Origin of the sequence: Fortiea sp. LEGE XX443 (assembly GCF_015206815.1) — a bacterium.
In the GTDB taxonomy this organism is placed as follows: Bacteria; Cyanobacteriota; Cyanobacteriia; order Cyanobacteriales; family Nostocaceae; genus Nostoc_B.
The window spans coordinates 1-20713 of sequence record NZ_JADEXZ010000002.1; the positions used below are offsets into that span (position 1 = coordinate 1).

Below are 20713 nucleotides of genomic sequence, written 5' to 3' on the forward strand. Positions count from 1 at the left end.
GTTCTTTACTATTTTTGATAAAATCTTCTAATGATTGCATCCACATCACTACACCCTCACCTTAGTTGCAAGCGCTACCTTTCTATCTTCTAAGTATTTTCTCATGAATCATTCCGGATTGCTATATAAGCCCTAAATTTCTAAAAATAGCTTTTCTAAATATTATTGATTTTGTGCAAAAATATCCTGAGAAATCAGAAGAAGTATTAAAATTACTACTTAAATTGATCAAATTAGCTAAGGACAATAACTTAGTCGAAATTATTAAATTAACAAATCCTGAAAAATTAGATATAAACAGTGTAGTTAGTGCTTTAGAAGAACATTTTAATTATGATTATAAAACTATTGGTGGCTCAAAATTACCTGTGATCGCTTTCTATGCTATATATCAGATTTTAGTTAGAGAAGTATCCAGATATAGTTCATGTACACTCAAAGAATTAGGCAGTCATACAGCTTCTGATAGAACTTCTAAGACTGCTGGAGATATTGAAATATTTGACCAAAATAATCATCTTGTTGAAGCTATAGAAGTAAAACATGGTCAAGAAATAACTTTACAAATTGTCTATCGTGCTAGAGAGAAGATTATTAAGTACAATGCTGGAAGATATTACATTTTTGCGTCAAAAGATATTAAGCAATCAGAATTAGACAAAATTAATAACCTGATTAAAGAAATTGCATCAGAACATGGTTGTCAGGTAATTTTGAATGGAATTCTACCGACAATTAAATATTATTTAAGGTTAATCGAGTCTATCACGGATTTTATTGAGGAATACTCTAAATTAATATCGTCTGATAATGAACTACAAAAAATACACAAAGAGAAATGGAATGAAATTTTAAGCAGATTAATGATTGATGACTAAAAAGTCAAACTTTTTCAAGAGGGGTGAAAATAATCGTAAATTTCCTGTGCTAGACGTGTTCCAATTCCCGGAACTTCGGCGATTTGTGCGGGTGTAGCTTGGCGAATATAATCAACTGAGCGAAAATGTCCTAAGAGTTGCTTTTGGCGATGATGTCCTAATCCGGGGATTTCATCTAAACGCGATCGCCTCAGTTTATCACTACGCTGTTGACGATGGAAACTCACAGCAAAGCGATGCGCTTCATCTCGTAACCGTCGCAGTAACTGTACTCCTGGTTGTTCTGCATCAGTTGGTAAAGGTTGTGACTCTCCTGGTAAGAAAATCTCCTCGCGCTGTTTCGCCAAACTCACAACCCGCAAGTCTTCTAACAAATTCATCTCTTGCAACACAGCCACGACAGAAGACAGCTGACCTTTACCACCATCAATCATAATTAAATCAGGCCAGTCAGGATTTCCGGCGCGTTGTAGTTGTGAATCTTCGCTATACTTGCGAAACCGCCGTTGGATAACTTCGGCTAAACTGGCGAAATCATCTGAGTGTCCTGTTGTGACTGTGGGATTTTTAATTTTGTAATGACGATAGTATTGCTTACCAGGTAAACCATCAATAAACACAACCTGGGAAGCGACAGCATTTGAACCTTGAATGTGGGAAATGTCGTAACCTTCGATGCGGTGGGGTAAGTCGGGTAAATCGAGAATATCAGCTAAGTCTTGCATTGCTTGAGTATTACGATCGCCCAATTTTTGCATTCTTTGTAATTCATATTGGGCATTACGCTCCACCATCTCAATTAATTCTGCCTTAGTTTGGCGCTGGGGAGCTAAAGTTGTAACTTTTCTTCCCTTGCGTTGAGTTAAAACATCGGCCAATATTTCTGCATCGGGTAACTCGTGCTGTACCAAAATCTCGGCGGGAATTTCCACCGCATCAGCAGTTTGGTAATGTTCTTCCAAAACGCGTTGTAAAATTGCACCTGGTTCAGCTTGTGCATCGGCGACAAATGCCAAGCGTCCGACTAATTGCCCGGCGCGAATCTGAAATAATTGAATGCAGGCTGCGTTTTGGCCATCAGTTGCTAAAGCTATGGCATCCCGCGAAATTGTATCATCTGGTAAGGAGACTTTTTGATCCGCCGTTAGAGATTTTAACCCAGAAATTTGATCCCGTATCCGCGCCGCCGATTCAAAATTTAGGGACTCAGCGGCTTTTTGCATTTGTTCTGTCAAAATATCAATTAATTCCTGGGTGCGTCCTTGAAATACCATCGCCACTTTCTGCACAGTTTTGCGATATTCTTCTGGTGAAATCAGTTGTTGACAGACACCAGGACAACGCCCCATGTCATAATTCAAACAAGGACGGTCTTTAAATAATGGTTGTGGTCGTTGTCGCAGTGCAAAGATTCGCTTACTGATGCGTAAGATTTCCCGCAATAAACCTGTATCTGTATAAGGCCCGTAGAATTTATCTTTTTCTTTGCCTAGTTGACGTTTGCGAGTGATGAAAATTCGGGGATAATTTTCTGACCAAGTAATGCAGACATAAGGATATTTTTTATCATCTTTGAGCAACACATTAAAGTATGGCTGGTGCTGCTTGATTAAGTTGGCTTCCAACGCCAAGGCTTCGGCTTCTGTATCAGTGACGATGAACTCAATTTCTGTCACCTGTCTAGCCATTGTGGCGATGCGATCGCTTTTATTGTAACCTTCGCGGAAATAAGAACGAACACGCGATCGCAATTTTCGTGACTTACCTATATATATAATGCGATCGCTACCATCCCGCATAAAATAAACTCCTGGTTCCGGCGGGATTTCAGCTAATCGGCTTTCCAGACGCTCTGGATCTTTAACCAGTGGTAGTATTTGAGCAGATGTTGTCACAATTAGATTTTCGGTAATCTTACGCTTTTACCTATCTCTATTTTAGAGAATAAATTTGGCGTTGCTGAATCTAAAAATAAATTATCTCACGCAAAGCAGAACACTAGCGTGAGATTGTTTCCCGATTTAAAATTACCGATTGGTATTACACAAGTATAAATTCTGAAAGTAAGTAAATTAACTGGCGATTGCCACCGACTTTTTGCGACTGGGACGCTTGCGTTCTGATTTTTTCTTCAGTCCTACCGCTTGCGCTTGATTACTATCTGAACCATATTGTCCGCGTACAACTTCTTTCATCGCTAACACACCATTGTGAAATTCCCACTCTGCTAATCGCGCCGCATCAACCGCCGCACGGTATAAAGCTAGTTTCTCATTTTCAACTTGTTGCAGTGTCAACATAGTTTGATAAGCTGTTTGCAAGTTTTCTTCTGTGGCATCAGCACGGGTTGTTGTATAGTTGTTGATCGTTTGCAAACCGTGTAATGAGGTGGTGTCTTGAACAATTGTTTGACGAGACAAACGACGTGTAGTGTCTTGAGTAGGCATTGATGCTTCCGTAGTATAAGATATATTTAATGTACCCATTGAAGCTTAAAGAATATCAGTAAGATAAAATTTTTCGGTAAAATAATATTTAAGGAGAAAGTGGGCTATTGTTGCAGATAAATACATTTCCAATGTGAGCCGTTACATTCGCAATGTGAACCGTCACATTCATTATGCGAACTTTTACATTCGTAATGCAAGCTGTCGCATTAACAATGTAAGTCTTTACATTCGTAATGTAGGTAATTGCATTTACATAACAATGAAATATGATTGATTTTCAACTTAGTTATTTTAGTTAAAACTTGCAAGTTTCAGGAATTATCAACATGAATCAGGTCTTCGACCATCTACAAATAAATGGATATCGCGGTTTGAAGACGGTAGAATTGTCTCAATTAGGACAGGTAAATATTTTTGTTGGTGATAACAATTCAGGAAAGACCAGTATTCTAGAAGCTATTTCAATTTTATGTAATCCACTTGATCCATTTCAATGGCTTGAAGTTTCACAACGCAGAGTTTATCTTGGTAGGGCATTAGTTATTCCTCGCCCAGATATTGACGCATTAAAATGGATTTTTCCGCAAAATATAAACTCCTCTAATAATGAAGATTACAAAAGCGAAATCTTGATCAGGACTGGTGGTAGTACCTCTATAATTGGGCTGAAAGCAAAACTAGAAGAAATTTATGGTAGCGGAGAAGAAAGACATAATAATGAGCAATTCAATGAAGATATTTCTACTACTGAAACTGACTCTGTACGCTCAGGACTAGAATTAGAAGTTATAGCTTATCCAAAAGTAGAACAAACAGATTTGTTTACTCATGAAGTAGAAGAACGCCAAGAAATATTTCAAGTGTGGGAAAATGAGCGATTTATTTGGCGGAGAAGAAGTAAACCTTTTGTCAATAATGCAACTGTATCTCCTTCATATTCTTCATCCCAACCTATTTTAGAGCGTCTAACACAAATAATTCTGGAAGATCAAGGCGGTAAACAAGAAGTCTTAGAGATAATCCAATGGTTTGACAAGAATATTATAGATATTCAGATATTATCTACGTCTACGGCTAAAGCAACTCTTTATATAGAACATCAACAATTAGGTTTTGCTCCTTTATATACATTTGGCGATGGACTAAAGCGAACTTTAGTTATTGCTCTGACTCTTTTTTCTACTAAAAATGGTGTGTTGTTGATTGATGAAATTGAAACATCTATTCATGTTTCAGCACTCAGTAGAGTATTTTCATGGCTTGTTGAAGCTTGTTGTAGGAGAAACGTACAGCTTTTTGCCACAACTCATAGTCTGGAAGCGGTTGATGCGATGTTACAAACAGATATGAGTACAGATAATATTGTAGCTTTTCGATTAAACCCACAAGGTAAACCACCACAAAGATTTTCTGGTAATCTTTTGCATAGACTACGCTCTGAGCGCGGGCTGGATATTAGAGGTAGTCATGGTTAGGTATTGCTATATAGTGGCAGAAGGCCCACAAGATATTGAATTTTTAATTCGTTTACTCAAACTCTATGGCTTGCGCCGAGTAACTAAATTGTCGGCACTAGATTCATTTTGGGAACCACTTGTACCAAAAACATTTCCTGTAGATGACGATTTAATGAAACGTGTACCCGTCCCTACTTTTTTAGAAAATAATGAATTATCCATTGCTTTACATAGCGCTATTGGAATTACACGTTTAGCAAATACTGTAGAAGAGAGTTTAGCCTTAATTCCATCTTCTGAAATTTTTGGTGTAGGTTTTGTTTTAGATGCTGATAGCAATGAAATACCGTTTGAAAGATTCACTGCATTAACTAATGAAATTTCATCTATCGGATTACCTTTGCCTTCTGCACTTGGAAAAGTTACAAATAGTTCTCCACGATGCGGCATATTTATTATGCCTAACAATGTTGTTGCCGGAACTTTAGAAGATATTCTGCTTGAATGTGCCAAGTTAAACTATCCAGATTTGCTGGAACTTGCACTCAATTATGTTTCTAGTATTGATATGAGTCAATTAAGTAAAGATGATTTACGGGAATTAAATAAACCAGCAGGTAAAAATAAAGCAGTTATATCAAGTATCAGCAGTATACTCAGACCAGGAAGGACTTTACAAGTTTCAATACAGGATAATCGCTGGCTCAATGAACATACACTTAATCTAGAAAGCGTAAATCTTGTAAAAATATTTCTTGATGAAATTACAGGAATAGCATAATTCAATACAGTTGTTTCTTGTTGCTTGTTTCCTGCTGTAAATAAATTCGTCATGTGAGCCGTTACATTAACAATGCAAGTCATCACATTAACAATGTGAGCCATCGCACTTACATAACACTGCTATAACTTAATTTCTTCTGTAAAAATGGTTGATAACTTCAACTCTGATTGACAAAGATTGAGATAAATTTGTGCGACTTGATCTAATGGATTTTGTTGCAAGCAGTCTTGAAAATGTTGGGCAGCTAAGGCGAATTGTTGCTTGTCGTAAAATGTAAGTGCTTCAGTAAATAATTCTGTAGTGGCTAACTTACCTTGACGAACTTCCACAATATCAGCAGTAAAGACTTCATGGACAGTCACAGCAGTCATCTTCCCTTTTACTTTTACCTGTCCAACTACTCGAATGTCATAGCGATCGCAATTTTTTAACCGCTGAAATGTTTGGTCTGTAATCAACAGTGGTGTGTTAAATGTTTTGGTTAAGCCTTCAATCCGTGAAGCTAAGTTGACTGCATCACTAATTACTGTACCATCCATGCGATTCAATCCGCCGACTGTTCCCAAAATCAGCGTTCCGGTATTAATTCCCAACCCAATTTGAATCGGTAAGTAGCCTTGCATTTGCCGTGCTTGATTGTAAGTTACCAAAGCTTGTAACATCGCAATTCCGGCTTGCACTGCATCATCAGCATTTCCCGCAAATAAAGCCATGATGGCATCGCCAATGTATTTGTCAATGAAACCGTTATGTTTAATAATTATGGGTTCCATACAACTCAAATAAGAGTTGATAAATTGAAAATTTTCAGCGGGAGTTAAACTTTCGGATAGGGTAGTGAAGGAGCGAATATCGGTAAATAATACCGACATTTCCTGTTGTACTTGATCACCCAACTGCACATCTACAATGCTTTTTTTGTTGAGGAATTGCAGAAACTGACGAGGAACAAACCGTTCGTAAGCTTGGTTAAGTGCCGCTAAGTCGGTGTACAAACGGGCATTTTCAATGGAAATCGCGGCTTGAGTTGAAAGTACATTTAGCAATTCTAAACGGTCAGGGGTAAAGGCTCCCGTTGTCAAGTTATTTTCTAAATAGACAATACCTGTGAGCTTTCCTTGGTTAAGTAAAGGCGCACACAAAAGCGATCGCGGTTGAGATTGACGAATGTATGGATCACGAATAAACTCACCTTTGCGGGTGGCATCGTTCAGTACTACACTAGCTTTGGTACGAATAACATAGTTGACAATTGCCACAGAAAGAATCTGACTATCTTCAATAGTTAGAGATTCCAGTACTTGAATATTATTTTGTTCAAAGCTTCCCTGGGCTTCGATTAAAAATTTTCCTTTAGTTTCCAGTAACAAAAATCCTCGTTGCGCCCCGGCATTTTCCATCAAAATTCGCATCAAGTTAGCCAGCAATTTATCTAACTGAATTTCTCCAGATAAAGCTTGGGAAGCTTTCATCACCGTCATTAAATCCAGCGATGCTGAACCACTGCTACTTGTGATACTGGCGGCGTTAGTGTTCTGTGTGGAAAGATGAGGTATGCTAATTCTTTCTAACTTGCGCCCTAAGAGTTGGGGATACTGAGTTTCGAGATATTTAACCTTAGCGGTTGCGCCCCACTGCAAATAGAGATAGCAAGCATCCTGCATATATCCTTGCGCCACCTTCAGCTTATTTTGGGCAAGGTAAAACTTAGCAGCTAACTCATTTGCTAAGGCGGCTTCATTGGGATACTGATTTGATTGGGCTAAAGTAATAGCGCGATCATAAGAAGCGATCGCCTCTGCTATTTCTCCTTGTACTCGATGCCATTCTGCTTCTACCAGTGCTAATTTATGGGCGTAGTTACTCGGTGCAAATTGCGCCCAAGTTTTCAGCTTCTTCTGATTTCCTGTCACCTGTTTGAGGAGTGTTTGCCGTTCCGTTAAATTTTTTGTCGATGCTAAGGCTAACCGCGCCAAGGAATCATAAAAATAGAACCAGCCGACAATAAATAACGCCACCACAGCATCTAAATAAGGAATTGCCAACTCAGCATTTTCCCAGGCGGTAGTGTAGTTTTCAAAATGATAATTCAGCGTCAGGAGATGAGAATAAACAGTAAAAGCAGCCGTGCGATGGTTAGTCTCGATATGTAGCGGTAGCGTCTTTGTTGCATCGTAGAATTCTCCCACCAACTCACAAGGGTTAGGATTTTTGCCTTGTAAATTAGCGATCGCCTGACGATACATTTGAATTAAGTCAATAACTGGTTTTTTCTTGAATTTTTGAATTGCTTCTACATAAGTAGCTAAGTACTTATCTACCTCAAACAGTTCTTGTCCGCAAAAATAGGCGTGGCTACTGCCAGCATTAGCAGCAAATGAAGCGTATTCAGTATCACCTGTATCGCGCCCAATTTGAAAGGCTGCTTGTAGTGGAGCAATGGTATTCAGGAGTGGTTCTCGCCAGTGACGCACAAAACAATTGACTACTAATAAAGTTCTGGCTTGCAGATTCTTGGCATTAAAACGTTCTATCAGTTGCAATGCCAACTCACCAAATTCATATCCCTTTGACAAATCTCCCACTACGCCACAAAGAATCAAGCCATAACTAGCGTAAGCAGAGGCAGATTCGGCAGCGTTACCATGTATAGCCGAAAGTTCCACCTGTTTAAACACAGTTAAAGGAAAAAGATTAGGCGCTGCTAGGTAAGTTGCTGAAGCAATGCTGGCTAGGATGCGAATTGCAGCTAATTTAGTGGGATTGGTGAGATTAGGCAAATCAGCTAAAGTTTGCACCTGTCTACCAGCTAAAGCGAGTTTGGTTTTTAACAATCCTAGGAGAATTTGCACTTGTCCAGGGTTAGGCGTTAGGGGAGTTCCCAAAAGTTTGAGAACTTGTAAACCCAGTTTTGTGGCTTTTAAAAGTTCATCTCTGGCAATGAGAGATTGAATTTTGACAGCATAAACCTGCACTTGATCAATGGTGGTGCGGGCTTGATGTAGCACCACTTCGATTAATTCGTCCATGTATTCAAACGCGCCAGCTAGATAAGCAGCTTCAACGGCGGCTTCGTGCAGAGATAAAGCTAAAGTATACTGCTGCTGCCAACAGGATGCTGTTAAACAATCAATTCCTGTTTTCAGGTATTCTAAAGCAGGTTCGTAGGCGGCGGAAGCTTTGGCTTTTTTCCCGGCTGTCAGGTTTAACTGGGCTAATTGCTGGCGCTGTTGCTCATCTGTGATCAATTCCCAGCCAAAGTTTAACTGGTTAACAATGTCAAAAATCTTTTCTTCTTGCTCCTCGGTGGTGACACTCTGCAATAACAATTGCCCAATTTGCAAGTGAACTGCTTGTTTTTCCTTGGTGGGAATGAGTGAATAGGCGGCTTGCTGGACGCGATCGTGTAAGAATTTGTAAACTATATCCAAGTTTGTCAGGTTTGCTGCTACTTCGCGATCGCCAATTTGCAATAATTGATAATCGTTACCCTGGGGTAAAATCAGCCCCATATCCACGGCTTCCCATAACTCAGCTGCCGCCTCTGGTAAGAATTTTTTCTGAACGATCGCTAAGGTTTTTAACTCAAACTGATTCCCAATACAGGATGCTAATTTTAAGGCTTGCTGAGTTGCTGTCGATAGCTTTTGAATTTTACCCGCCATCAATTCAACGACGTTATCTGTAATTTGCGCCGCCTGAATTTTTGTCAGTTGCCAATCCCACTCCCGCTTTTGAAAATCAAATTGTACTAGTCCTTCTGTATACAGCGACTTCAAAAACTCATTCATGAAGAAGGGATTACCGTTGGTTTTCTGCTTTAATAGTTCCGCCAGCGGAGTTAACTTAGCCCAATCATGACTGTTGAAGGTATCACTGAGGAGTGCATGAATTTGTGGTAGTTCTAGGGGTGTTAAGGTGAGTTCGTGAATTTTCACCCCTGCTTGTTCTAGAGAAGCGATCGTACTCCGCAGAGGATGAGTTGCATCTACTTCGTGATCTCGATAAGCACCAATTAGCAATAAGTATCGGCTATCCAACTGAGTAGTTAACATCTTAATCAACTGCAACGATGCACTATCTGCCCATTGCAAATCATCCAAAAACATCACTAAAGGATGTTCTTTTTGGGTAAAGACAGTAATGAAGTTTTGCAAAACTAAATTAAATCGGTTTTGTGCTTCCTGTGGTGGTAGTTCGACAACAGGCGGTTGCTTACCAATAATCAGTTCTACTTCCGAAATTACGTCGATAATTACCTGGCCGTTATCACCCAAAGCATTTAATAGTTTTTCGCGCCAAAGGTTGATTTCGACTTCCGTTGCGGTTAAAAGTTGACGAATTAAGTCTGTAAATGCCTGAATTAGGGAACTGTAGGGAATATTGCGTTGAAACTGATCAAATTTTCCAGAGATGAAATATCCCCGTTTTTGGGTAATCGGTTTATAAATTTCCTGAACTAAGGCTGATTTACCAATGCCAGAATAACCCGCAATCAACATAACTTCACTTTGTCCATGACTAGCCCGATCAAAAGCTGCCATTAAATCTGTTACTTCTTGTTCCCTTCCGTAAAGTTGTTGGGGAATTTGAAAGCGATCGGAACTATCTTTTTGTCCTAGTTGAAAGGGTTTGATTTCTCCTGTACTTGTTAATAAATCAAGGCATTGCTGTAAGTCTGCTTGCAAACCAAAGGCGCTTTGATAACGCGCCTCAGCCGTCTTTTCCAGCAATTTCATTACCAGATGGGAAATCACTAAAGGAATTTCAGGATTCAGTTGACGCGGGGGAATTACTTGTTTAGCGATATGACTGTGGACTAGTTCTACCGGATCATCGCTAATAAATGGTAACTGCTGCGTCAGAAGTTCGTAAAAAGTCACACCTAAAGAATAAAAATCGCTGCGATAGTCGATCGCCCGATTCATTCTTCCGGTTTGTTCGGGAGAAATATACGCCAGGGTTCCTTCCAAAACATTCAGGTTACGTAAGGTAGGATTTTCCTTTGACAACAGGGTAGCAATCCCAAAGTCGATAATTTTTGCCTGTTGAGTTAGGGGATTGAGGAGAATATTGGCAGGATTAATATCTTTATGAATAATTTGTTGCTGGTGAATCGCGCCCAAAGCCTCTGCTACTTGAATCGCAATGTGCAGAAAATTCTGAAGCGCTACAGACTGTTGATGTAGCAAACTCCGCAGAGGTTGTCCACCGAAATCCTCTAATACTAGTACTAAGCTGTTTTCATACCTTTCTACGCTATAGACTTTAATAATCCCCGGAACCTGAAAGCGGCGTGTCAGTTCGTATTCAAGTTTAAACCGAGCGATCGCTTCTGGCGGGGGATATTCCTGTCGGAGTAATTTCAACACCACTGGTTGGCGATCGAACTCTCGATATCCCTGATACACCTGAGAATTAGGGCTGTCATAAAGTTCTCTTAAGATTTTGTACCCTTCCAGTGCAATCATAGATTAATTAAGCATCAGAGTTATTTTTACCAGCCTACCCAGTATAGTTTGCACGCTTTTAAAAGTGACAAGAGTGCTGTCTTAATTTTTCTGATGCAGCTTGAAAAGGCATTCTCAAAATCAGTTAATTATGATGTTTAGCTAAGATTGATAATGACGCTCTCTACGAGACGCTAAAAGCGTAGACTCCGGCGTGAGTTCAGCCGAACGCTTGCTTCTCCGCAGGATTACGCGGACTCGCTACCGCTACGCTAACGTAATTCGTAGTTGTTACCCCACGACTAAAGTCGGGGGCTTGAAAAAAGGAATAATGTTTTTTATCTCCATCAATAAATTGAGGGGCTTGTACCATTAATTACGAATTACGAGTTAGTAATTATATGGTCATACCAGTGGTTTAGAAATACTAAGTATGAGGATAAGAAGCTATTAAATTTACCAAAATTTGGTGAATTTAAAACTGAGATTTTACACTCTTTTCAAGATTTGTCTCAGACAATTTGTATTTTCATAAGTAAGGGGAGAGCTAATATTTAAGCTCTTTTCATCAAAGGCTATCTCTCTGATTTAGTAAATTAATTTGATACCTTAAGAGAACACCAAGGATGTTTTACATTCACTCAAAAGTTAATTTATCTTGAGTGAATAATGATCAATCAATCTGTGTCTCTCCCCAATATATACGAACCGTAAAATGTTGGTAATTACCCTGTGTTTAAGCTTAAACAACTTAATATTTATTGGCATTTATTGGCCGTTATTACCACCACCAACGTTGTCGTCAGCAGGACGACAGATATATGTGGGGTAAGGTAGGAAGCCATTTCCATCAGATGCTTGTCCACCCAATGGCATTGGTTCTTCAGGTAACGGTTGTCTATTAGCTTGTCCACCAGATACAAGCTGCTGTTCCTCTGTTGATAATTCAACAAATAAATTAGATGTGATGAATTTAGCTGACATCATTGTTTGCCTCACTTAGTTATATAGGTGTATAAAACCTATACTTTTATTATTGTCTATTTTATTTTTTTTAAACTATTCTTTAGTTGTAAATTAATAATTAAAATATCCTTCTTTTGGTTCATGTAGAATAAAAATATTCAAGTAAACACAATCAATGATATTGACAATTGAAATTTCAAAAACTCTTATGAAAACAATTCTTTTAATAAATTATTCATCCAATGACTCAATTTATTACCTCTAAAGCTAATTATAGGCAAACCAAAAGTTATAGAAACTCCCAATGTGATTTGGGAAAAATTATATTTAGTAGTTTGTGTACTAGACTCACTTCCTGAATTTAAATTATTATCAGCCTCAGTTTGAATATTGGTTTGCTGAAAGAAAAAATCACTTTTACCACCAAAATCTAAATTTTGTCCAGACGCTAAACTTTGTTGCTCTGGTTCTGACAATTCGATAAATAATTCTGAATTATTAATTTGGTTATTTTCAGACACAATATTTACTCCTCACAATGAGAAAAATTTTTAGAAAGATAAAAACTTTAAATGCTCTCCTTTTTGAGAGAGAAATGTTTCTAGTGTGCCTTGTAGTTGTACTTGACCTTTATCTATTAGTACAATCCAATCAGCGCGATTCACTACACTAGGACGATGAGTGATCAAAATTGTAGTTTTACCTTTGCGGTATTCTAAAAGACGATCTAAGACTTGTGCTTCACTAACAGGGTCAAGTCCAGCTGTTGCTTCGTCTAAAATCAATATAGGTGGATTTGTGAGAATTCCTCTAGCGATCGCTAATCGTTGTCGTTGTCCACCAGAGAGATTAGCACCAAATTCTCCTAAAACAGTTTGATAATTATTTGGTAGTTGACTAATAAAACCATCTGCATCAGCAATTTCGCAAGCTTTGACAATTTCTTCAAAGGAAATATAGGGCGTACCTAAGCGAAAATTATCTAAAATCGAGCGACTCCAAAAATGAGGTTCTTGAGGAACATAAACGACTTGCTGGCGTAAGCAATCAAGGGCAATATCTTGAATGTTATAAAATCCAATGCGGATATTACCAGAGTTCAACTGATACAAACCTGCGACTAGTTTTGCTAAAGAACTTTTGCCACAGCCTGATTTTCCAATCAAAGCAATCACATTTCCACCAGGAAGTTTCAGGGAAAATTCTTCTAACAAGTCAACTCTACCTGCGTGATGAAAAGTGACTTGAGAAAAACGAATATCAGCATCACCCGGTATTTGCACATTCGGTTTTTGACTACCACCAACTACTTCTGGTGTCGCTTCAATTACTTCTAAAAGGCGAGAGACAGCCGTTTGAGAGCGAAAATATCCATCTCCAAAGCCAACTAATAGGTTAATTAAATTCAAAACATTGACTTGTAAAGCGTTAAAAGCAAGTATTTGACCAATACTTAATTGTCCTTGAATCACCAAAAGGCTTCCTAGCCCTAATAAAACTACCCCACCAATAGTAGAAATTAGTCTAGCAACAGTACCGTTAATAATTCCAATTTGAATAGTGCCGAAAGTTAGATGTGCTAGACGACCAAAACGACTTTGAAATTCATCCCAAAATTGGGGAGCAGCGTTGGTAGTTTTAATTACCTGTGCGCCTTTAAATGTTTCTACTAATACCCCTTGATTTTCTGCCCCCAAAACCAATAAACTGCGAGTTTTTTGTTGGAGAATAGGCAAAAAAGGTAGAGTAGATGCAGTCATTAAGAAAGCAACAATCATGACTGCAAGTGTCAGAATCCAGCTATAAAACAGCATTAGGCTGAAAGAAATTACTGCAATGAAAAACTGACTGGGTAAAAGAATGACTATTTGCGATACTAACTGATTGATTTCATCGATGTCTCGCAGCCGACTAGAAATTTCGCCACTGCGGCGTGATTCATAATAACTTAAAGGTAACTGGAGAATTTTCCGCGCAAACTCTAAGACAAGTCCTAATTGCAACCGTTGGCCAAAATGAGCAATCATAATGGACTGCAACACTTGCAAACTACTGCTAAATAAACTTGTCACCACAATAGCTGAGACAACAACTGTTAGTAATTGAGTATCTCCCCGCACTAAAACATCATCTGTAAGTAGTTGCAACAAAATAGGACTACCAAGAGCCAGTAAACCTAAGACAATATTGATCAGCAATACCTGACTTAGCAAACCTCGATAAGGTAATACGCGCTGAAAAAAGCGTCCTAAACCATGCTTCTGTTCCTCTTGAAACTGTACAAAAAAGCGAGTGGGATCTGGCTCTAGTAAGAGCATGACTCCATTCCACGCAGTGCTTAATTCTTCTCGGCTAACGTAGCGTAAGCCTATAGCTGGATCGCCAATCACATACTTTTTCCCTCGCTTACCGTACAGCACAACCCAGTGATAGCCGCGCCAATGAATAATAGCTGGTAGATTGATTTCTGTAATTCTGTCAATAATCGCCGGTGCGGCTTTGACGGCTCTAGTATTAAATCCCAACGTCTCAGATCCGCGTTTTAATCCCAGTAAGGTTGTCCCTAACTGTCCAGTTCCTACCGCTTCTCGGCTTTTAGTCATGCTTAAGAAGCGTCCGTAATGTTTGCAAATTGAAACTATACAAGCGGCTCCACAGTCCTCTTCACTCGACTGTAAAACACACTGATAGTTTTTTTTACGTTTGAATAAACCAAACATGATCTTAGACCTATGGTAATTCGTAATTCGTAATGACATTCTGTGGGAGACGATGCGCTAACGTAATTAAGAAAGGCAGATTTGATTGATTAGAGGCAGGGGGCAGGGAGCAGGGAGAAGAGGGGACTGTAGGTACAAACCGAACTTCGTTGAGGCTCCCTTGCTCCCTTTCACCTTTGGTTAAAACCCCATCTCTTGTAGGTGGCTTTTCTCCCCTGCTAAGAGCTCCCTTCCCCCCTGCTTTTTTATGTTCTGTATTTTTACTTCATAATTCAGACTTCAAACTAGCCTGCGGCAAGCCGCTGCGCGTCTACAGACTTCTATTACATATCTGCAATTAATCTTGCTTTTCTCAGAATGAAGTGCATGACTGTCTCTTGGCGAGAAATTATATCAGCGCGTCCCTCCATACCTGGTTTAAGATGACACTGGCGATCACCTCTACCGACATATAAAGTTTGCGGTGTAATTGTCACTTCATAAGCTGGTGCTGGTTGTACAGTGGGTAATGTACTGTTGTTCTGCACTGCTAAAGCATCTGGTGCGACTGTTTTCACAGTACCCTTGAGTGTGCCGTAATCTGGATAAGGACAAGCAGAAACCTGCATTTGGACTTTTTGATCTGCTTTTACCTTGTCAATATCTTGAGCGGGGACTCTAGCTTTTATTTGCATTGGCGCATCTAGAGGTGCAATCTGCGCGATCGCTTCACTTGGTTGAACTACCTGTCCAGGGTTACGTAGTTTAAATTGCAGTAAAATACCGTCAATCGGCGCTCGAATTACACTCTTACTCAAGTCATTTTCTACTTGTTGGAGTTCTTTTTGAGTGCTGTCTAGTTGTTTTTGGAATTCTATGCTTTGTTGGTGCAGAGTTTCTTTTTCTTTCTTTAAGGCTGCTAAATTAGCCTCACCTCTTGCCTGTTCTTGCTTAATTCGTTCTGATGCTACAGTTACAGGAGAATTACTCGGATTGAGTGCGGTTTTAACTTTAGCTAAGTTTGTTTCGGCAATTGTGAAGGCTTGGTCTTTTTCTTCTAGACTATTTTTAGCATTGGCTTTGGCTTGTTCTAATTTAGCTTCAGCCGCTTTCACGGCTTGTTCTTTTTCTTCCAGGCTATTTTTCGCATTTTCTTGAGCTTGTGCAAGTTTAGCTTCAGCCGCTTTCACGGCTTGTTCTTTTTCTTCTAAACTATTTTTCGCATTGGCTTTAGCTTGCTCTAATTTAGCTTCAGCAGATTTGACTGCTTGGGCTTTTTCCTCAAAGAAATTCAGAGAAACGGCTCCTAATGGTAATATCGGCTGTAGGCGATCGCGTTGTAATCTTGCCATTTGCAAGGCGGCTTCTGCTTCTTGCACGGTAGTTGTTAAAAGTTTATCGCGCAGCAATCTCTCTTTTTGCTTTTGTGCGATTCTCAAGGTTGTTTCGGCTTCCTGCACTGTCGATTGTAATAATTTTTCGCCCTGGAAGCGATCGCGTTGAACTTTAGCTAATGTCAAGGCAGCTTCTGTTTCAGCTACAGTTACTTTTAAGAGCTTTTCTTCTCGTAATCGGTCTTTTTGTAATTTTGCTAAAGTTAAAGCTGTTTGTGCTTGGATCATTTCAGCTCTAGCTTTAATTTTCTGGTCTTGATAGTTGCGTTCAGTACCGCTCAATTCTGCTTCAGCAGCTATAATTGTTCGGTTCATTAAGTCAGTCTGGGCTGCAAGTTGAATATTAACTTCACCAAGTTGAGCATCAATTTGACCTAGTTGTAATTTACTCTTCTGAATGCTGTTTTGTAGCTGGCTTTTTTGATTTTGAAGCCGAGAATCATCAACGTAAGCGATCGCTTGGCCTTGTTTGACTATCTGATTGTCTTTAGCTTCGATTTTTTGTACAGTTCCAGTAATAGCAGACTCAACAACTTTTATTTCTCCTAAAGGTCGAATTGTTGCCGGAACTTTAACTGTGACATTGTAATTGAGAATAGAAGATAAGCTCACGGCCAGGGCAAAAACACTGACCATTACTCCTCCAGCAACGCTGATCCATTTACTAATACTGGGGAGAAATTCATTAACATCAAATACAGGTAATTTTTCTGAAATCAGTTCATTAAAATTATTATCAGTATAATTTTCCTGAGCGTCTAAAGAATTCACTGTACTGCACCTTGTGTTTGAAGTTGATGTATAAACTGAAGTGTGAACTAAGTAGGTTAAAAATTGTCGTTATGACAAGGCAGGAGGCAGAGGGCAGAAGGTGAAGCAGTGCGGTCTTGGGGGTTTCCCCCATGAGCAACTGCTGAACCCGAAGGGCAGAAGGAAAGAGGTTTTCAAGCTAATTTACGTTCCGTTACATAGTTCGGTTTATTTGCACCTTTCTACTTATAAAGTATGTAGATGCTTTTAACGGCTTGCTTCAGGCTAGGATTAAATTTCATTTTTTAGCATTGATTCTCTCATCTTTTCTTTGGGAATAAGTCAAAAGGAATAGTCGGGAAATTAGCAGATTATTCACGGCAAAAGCAGCAATCAACAAGCAAATTCCAGATTTTAGTAATCAGGCGATCGCTCAGAGAAATTCTGACAAAAACTACCTTTATAAAAAGCGGCAAACATCATCACCAATAATCCTTTATAATCAGTTATGGGGGAAGAGAAAAGTGTGTGCCAAGCACAGCAATAACTTTTCTCACATCTCTAACGTGGGTAATGCGGAGAGAAAATAGAGGAGAATGTTCAGACTCCCTCAAAGACCTCACTTACGTTGAGTGAGTAGTAACTATCTCCTCTCCCCTCTTCTTAATTCGGGAACAATAATTCCCAAAATTAAGTTTAAAGGTGAAAAAATTATGACTCTTTTATTTGAAAACAGTAGTAAAAAAGAGCCAACCATGCAATCACAAATCCCGACTAACTAATCTAGGCTAGATGCTCTGTTTTAGCTATTTCAAGGTAGCACTACAGAACTGTGATGAGATTCCAGAGATAAACCAAGAAAATTCTGAAATTCCATCTAGCTAAAGTTCCCAAACATCAGATTACAGTAACCAAATTGCTCAACTCCATCACCCAAAACCTTGATTGAGCTAATATTTAAATTAGTCAATTGCAGATTCCATCAGGGGATGATAGTTGAATTTTTCGAGTTACTTGTGGCAACTCTTTAAAAGATTGCCTATTGGAGCTTCACCGCCTGCGCCTACCTCTGGTATGGAAGCACCTAGTGTGCCAGATTCTACGCCGGGAATTGCAGCCGCACCCAAAGCACCAATTGTAGGTACGGATGGTGCGCCTAATCCCAAAAAATCTTGTGCGGCGGTATTGACTGCTGACGTTGTACCCATAGAATTAGCAACGCTACCATTGGGGCCAGAAGTAGTAAAGCCTTGTAAATTAGATAATCTATTGGCGTAATTGCTCCCAGCCAACTCAAAGTCTGCACCACCAGTTACAACCTCTTGTTGATTATCAGATAGTCCAACATATAACTCAGACGTGATCATTAGATGTGACACGATTGTTAGCCTCACTTACGTAATAAATCAGCAAAGAATTCTAGTGATTAACGCATATATGCCGTCTTTTGTCTAGAATCCATACATGCTGATTTTCAAAGAAAAAACCAAGAGCGCTCAAATTACTCATCAGCATAGCGATCGCAGAGATGGCTATTCTGCATGAAAAATATGAGCAAGTTGACTTCTGCAATACTCTGTGAATTATTCAGAATAAAAATTGCAGATTAGTAGAGGTAAGAAGAATTAATTCCACTTTTGATTGTTTGATTAATCACCCCTACATACCCATTCTTACTTATATTTGCGGGGCGCTCTGGTGTGACTATACAGTTCTCTTGGTTTCCTAGGGGAAGGTTTAGACTGGTTGGATTTATTGCATACCTGGTAAGCTACCACCACCTGGTGTACTTTCTGTACCTCCAGTTGCATCTACTGGAGCTTCTGATATACCGTTGAGCGTTGGAGCAGCACCCAATGCACCAATTGTAGGCACAGATGGTGCGCCCAATGTCAAGAAATCTTGTGCAGCAGTATTGACTGCCGAAGTTTTACCAACAGAGTAGCCAGTGCTACCAGTAGGCCCAGATAATGTTAGTCCTTTTAAAAGAGCGCCTCTTTTGGCAAAATTACTGCCAGCCAACTCAAAGTCCGCACTACCGGCAACTAATTCTTGTTGTTGTTCGGATAATTCGATCAACAACTCTGATACAAATATTTGATGTGACATGATTGTTAGCCTCACTTACGTTTGGTGGTTTGACCACCTAAGTACCCAACTATAAGCACTGTTTGTCAGGAAATCATAAATCTACAGATAGAAATAAAAACTACAGTTTTACGACTCGAAGCAGATATCAAAAAATCTTTTATATGTCTTAGATATTCTAGTATCCTTCGAGTCAAAATAGTAAATTCTGGTCAATAATAGATGTTTTTTAGAAAATACCTATTTAAATGATTCATTTGTCAGGATGCAGAGTTTAAAATACTCTCTCATCACTACTAAATTTTGAGTTCTTAATTATTAATTGTTTATAAGCTGCTCCCTAGTAATTAAACTAATAGCAGTAAGTCAAAAAACATTAAAGCGCTAGTAGTCAGAAATTGCCAAGCAAATATTCATAGCAAAATTAAAATAAATAGCAAGTGAACTATATATGTAAAAATTAAGACTGGCGATGTCTACGACGATGCTTCCCCTACGCACTTCTAACCCACTACATAAGTAGCTAATTTTACCCAACATTGTAGATAATAAATTCTTTCTCAGTCTAGCTGGCTGACAATAGTTGTATTAGTAGAAACGCTAGACTTGCACTACCTAAAGGAACCGTTAAATTATCAATACCCAAAAAGGAAACAGCTTCTAAAACAGTAGCTGCGATCGCCACTGCCAATGATACCACCCAAGTTTGCCAGATATTTCCTTGAACACCAAGCAAAATCAAACTACTGACAATATAGCTGGCTAAAGTCATAGCCAAAGAGCCTTCCCAGCTTTTATGCGCCCCAAAGATGTTATACTTATGTTTACCAAAGCGTTGCCCAATCAATGCAGCTAGACCATCTCCCCATGTCATCACCATAATTCCAATTGCGGCGTATTGTGGTTGTTGCAAATGCCAGAACCAGGCAACTAAAATGCCAAAACTCACAGCATAAAAAAATGTTCCTAAACTTTGGCGGCCGACGCTGTTAATACCGGGGAGAATTGGAAATCGATAAGACAATAAAGTAATAGAACTCGCTAAAATCGAAGCTGTAATGCCTAAACTCGCCGGGATATTTAGCCACCAAGCCAGCAAAATCACATTACCAGTGCCAATGTGAACTATTTTCCTGACTATTTCTGAATCGTCAGTGACAAAGCGATTTACTACCCATGAGACAAGGAGAATCAGCAAAATCCAAACTGCAACTATGGCAATTTGCAGCCACAAAGGTGGAATTAATGTTAAACCAGGAATCAAAGTCAACAAAGATGTCACAAGATAGACAGTTTTTACCTTTGTTTCTAATTTATAAGATTTGGGCGACAGGAATGAAAATATTATTTATATGGCTGATTCGGGGTTATAGAATGTTTATCTCGCCTTTGTTTCTCCCGACTTGTCGCTTTCAGCCAACTTGCTCAATGTATGCTATGCAAGCAATAGAAAGGTTTGGAGTTGTGCGCGGTGGATGGATGGCAATTCGGCGGATTTTGCGTTGTCATCCATTTCATCCGGGAGGTTATGATCCTGTACCAGTGGAAGATTGTTGTGTAAAAAAAGAATAGGCCATAGTGTCTAAAAAATCTTATTATGTAAATCTTACTTCAGTAAAATTTTGATTTTGTCAAACAAGTAATGATAGTTAAGATTGCTACCAGCGTTGCTTGGCGCTAACGTTCAATTTTCAGTTGTGCGATCGCACAACTGAAAATTGACAAAATGCTTACCTCACCAGTGTTTGAGGCAATTTTGATATTTTACAGTCAGATACCTTGTTCACTAACCCATTT

Annotated in this window: 14 protein-coding genes; 4 read left to right on the top strand and 10 right to left on the bottom strand. The window is 39.1% G+C overall.

Annotated features, from left to right (window positions below):
* Positions 1 to 173 precede the first annotated feature (173 nt).
* Complete coding sequence (locus IQ259_RS01065) at positions 174 to 878, top strand: hypothetical protein (RefSeq protein ID WP_228014276.1); 705 nt, start codon at positions 174 to 176, stop codon at positions 876 to 878.
* A gap of 14 nt (positions 879 to 892) precedes the next feature.
* On the opposite strand, the gene uvrC is transcribed toward IQ259_RS01065, so the two are convergent.
* Together uvrC and IQ259_RS01075 are read right to left on the bottom strand one after the other, a co-directional pair.
* Positions 893 to 2773, bottom strand: coding sequence for an excinuclease ABC subunit UvrC (uvrC, locus tag IQ259_RS01070; RefSeq protein ID WP_193879568.1), 1881 nt, complete (start codon positions 2771 to 2773; stop codon positions 893 to 895).
* Between the two features lie 177 nt (positions 2774 to 2950).
* Positions 2951 to 3325, bottom strand: coding sequence for a hypothetical protein (locus IQ259_RS01075; protein WP_193879569.1), 375 nt, complete (start codon positions 3323 to 3325; stop codon positions 2951 to 2953).
* Between the two features lie 329 nt (positions 3326 to 3654).
* Between IQ259_RS01075 and IQ259_RS01080 the strand changes: the two genes are divergently transcribed.
* Both IQ259_RS01080 and IQ259_RS01085 read left to right on the top strand, forming a co-directional pair.
* Positions 3655 to 4803, top strand: a complete 1149-nt coding sequence (locus tag IQ259_RS01080) for an ATP/GTP-binding protein (RefSeq protein WP_193879570.1) — start codon at positions 3655 to 3657, stop codon at positions 4801 to 4803.
* Between the two features lie 13 nt (positions 4804 to 4816).
* On the top strand, positions 4817 to 5566 hold the full coding sequence (locus tag IQ259_RS01085) for a DUF3226 domain-containing protein (protein WP_228014277.1): 750 nt from the start codon (positions 4817 to 4819) through the stop codon (positions 5564 to 5566).
* A 122-nt stretch (positions 5567 to 5688) separates the two neighbouring features.
* On the opposite strand, the gene IQ259_RS01090 is transcribed toward IQ259_RS01085, so the two are convergent.
* The 8 genes from IQ259_RS01090 to IQ259_RS01125 all read right to left on the bottom strand — a co-directional run bounded on the left by IQ259_RS01090 (position 5689) and on the right by IQ259_RS01125 (position 20189).
* A complete protein-coding gene (locus IQ259_RS01090; protein ID WP_193879573.1) occupies positions 5689 to 11040 on the bottom strand; it encodes an AAA family ATPase in 5352 nt (1783 codons plus the stop codon).
* 747 nt (positions 11041 to 11787) lie between these two features.
* Positions 11788 to 12006 carry a hypothetical protein gene (locus IQ259_RS01095; RefSeq protein WP_193879576.1) on the bottom strand — a complete coding sequence of 73 codons (219 nt, stop codon included), beginning with the start codon at positions 12004 to 12006 and terminating at the stop codon, positions 11788 to 11790.
* 185 nt (positions 12007 to 12191) lie between these two features.
* Positions 12192 to 12506: a hypothetical protein gene (locus tag IQ259_RS01100; protein ID WP_193879578.1), complete on the bottom strand. Its 315-nt coding sequence runs from the start codon at positions 12504 to 12506 to the stop codon at positions 12192 to 12194.
* Positions 12507 to 12536: 30 nt separating this feature from the next.
* Positions 12537 to 14705 carry a peptidase domain-containing ABC transporter gene (locus tag IQ259_RS01105; RefSeq protein ID WP_193879580.1) on the bottom strand — a complete coding sequence of 723 codons (2169 nt, stop codon included), beginning with the start codon at positions 14703 to 14705 and terminating at the stop codon, positions 12537 to 12539.
* Positions 14706 to 15028: 323 nt separating this feature from the next.
* Complete coding sequence (locus IQ259_RS01110) at positions 15029 to 16849, bottom strand: HlyD family efflux transporter periplasmic adaptor subunit (protein WP_193879582.1); 1821 nt, start codon at positions 16847 to 16849, stop codon at positions 15029 to 15031.
* 989 nt (positions 16850 to 17838) lie between these two features.
* Positions 17839 to 18207 carry a CTB family bacteriocin gene (locus IQ259_RS01115; protein ID WP_339383882.1) on the bottom strand — a complete coding sequence of 123 codons (369 nt, stop codon included), beginning with the start codon at positions 18205 to 18207 and terminating at the stop codon, positions 17839 to 17841.
* A gap of 373 nt (positions 18208 to 18580) precedes the next feature.
* Positions 18581 to 18937 carry a CTB family bacteriocin gene (locus IQ259_RS01120; RefSeq protein WP_193879584.1) on the bottom strand — a complete coding sequence of 119 codons (357 nt, stop codon included), beginning with the start codon at positions 18935 to 18937 and terminating at the stop codon, positions 18581 to 18583.
* Between the two features lie 544 nt (positions 18938 to 19481).
* Positions 19482 to 20189: a diacylglycerol/polyprenol kinase family protein gene (locus IQ259_RS01125; protein ID WP_193880069.1), complete on the bottom strand. Its 708-nt coding sequence runs from the start codon at positions 20187 to 20189 to the stop codon at positions 19482 to 19484.
* Between the two features lie 62 nt (positions 20190 to 20251).
* Here IQ259_RS01125 and yidD point away from each other — a divergent pair, with 62 nt between their 5' ends.
* On the top strand, positions 20252 to 20488 hold the full coding sequence (gene yidD / locus IQ259_RS01130; RefSeq protein ID WP_193879586.1) for a membrane protein insertion efficiency factor YidD: 237 nt from the start codon (positions 20252 to 20254) through the stop codon (positions 20486 to 20488).
* Positions 20489 to 20713 lie beyond the last annotated feature (225 nt).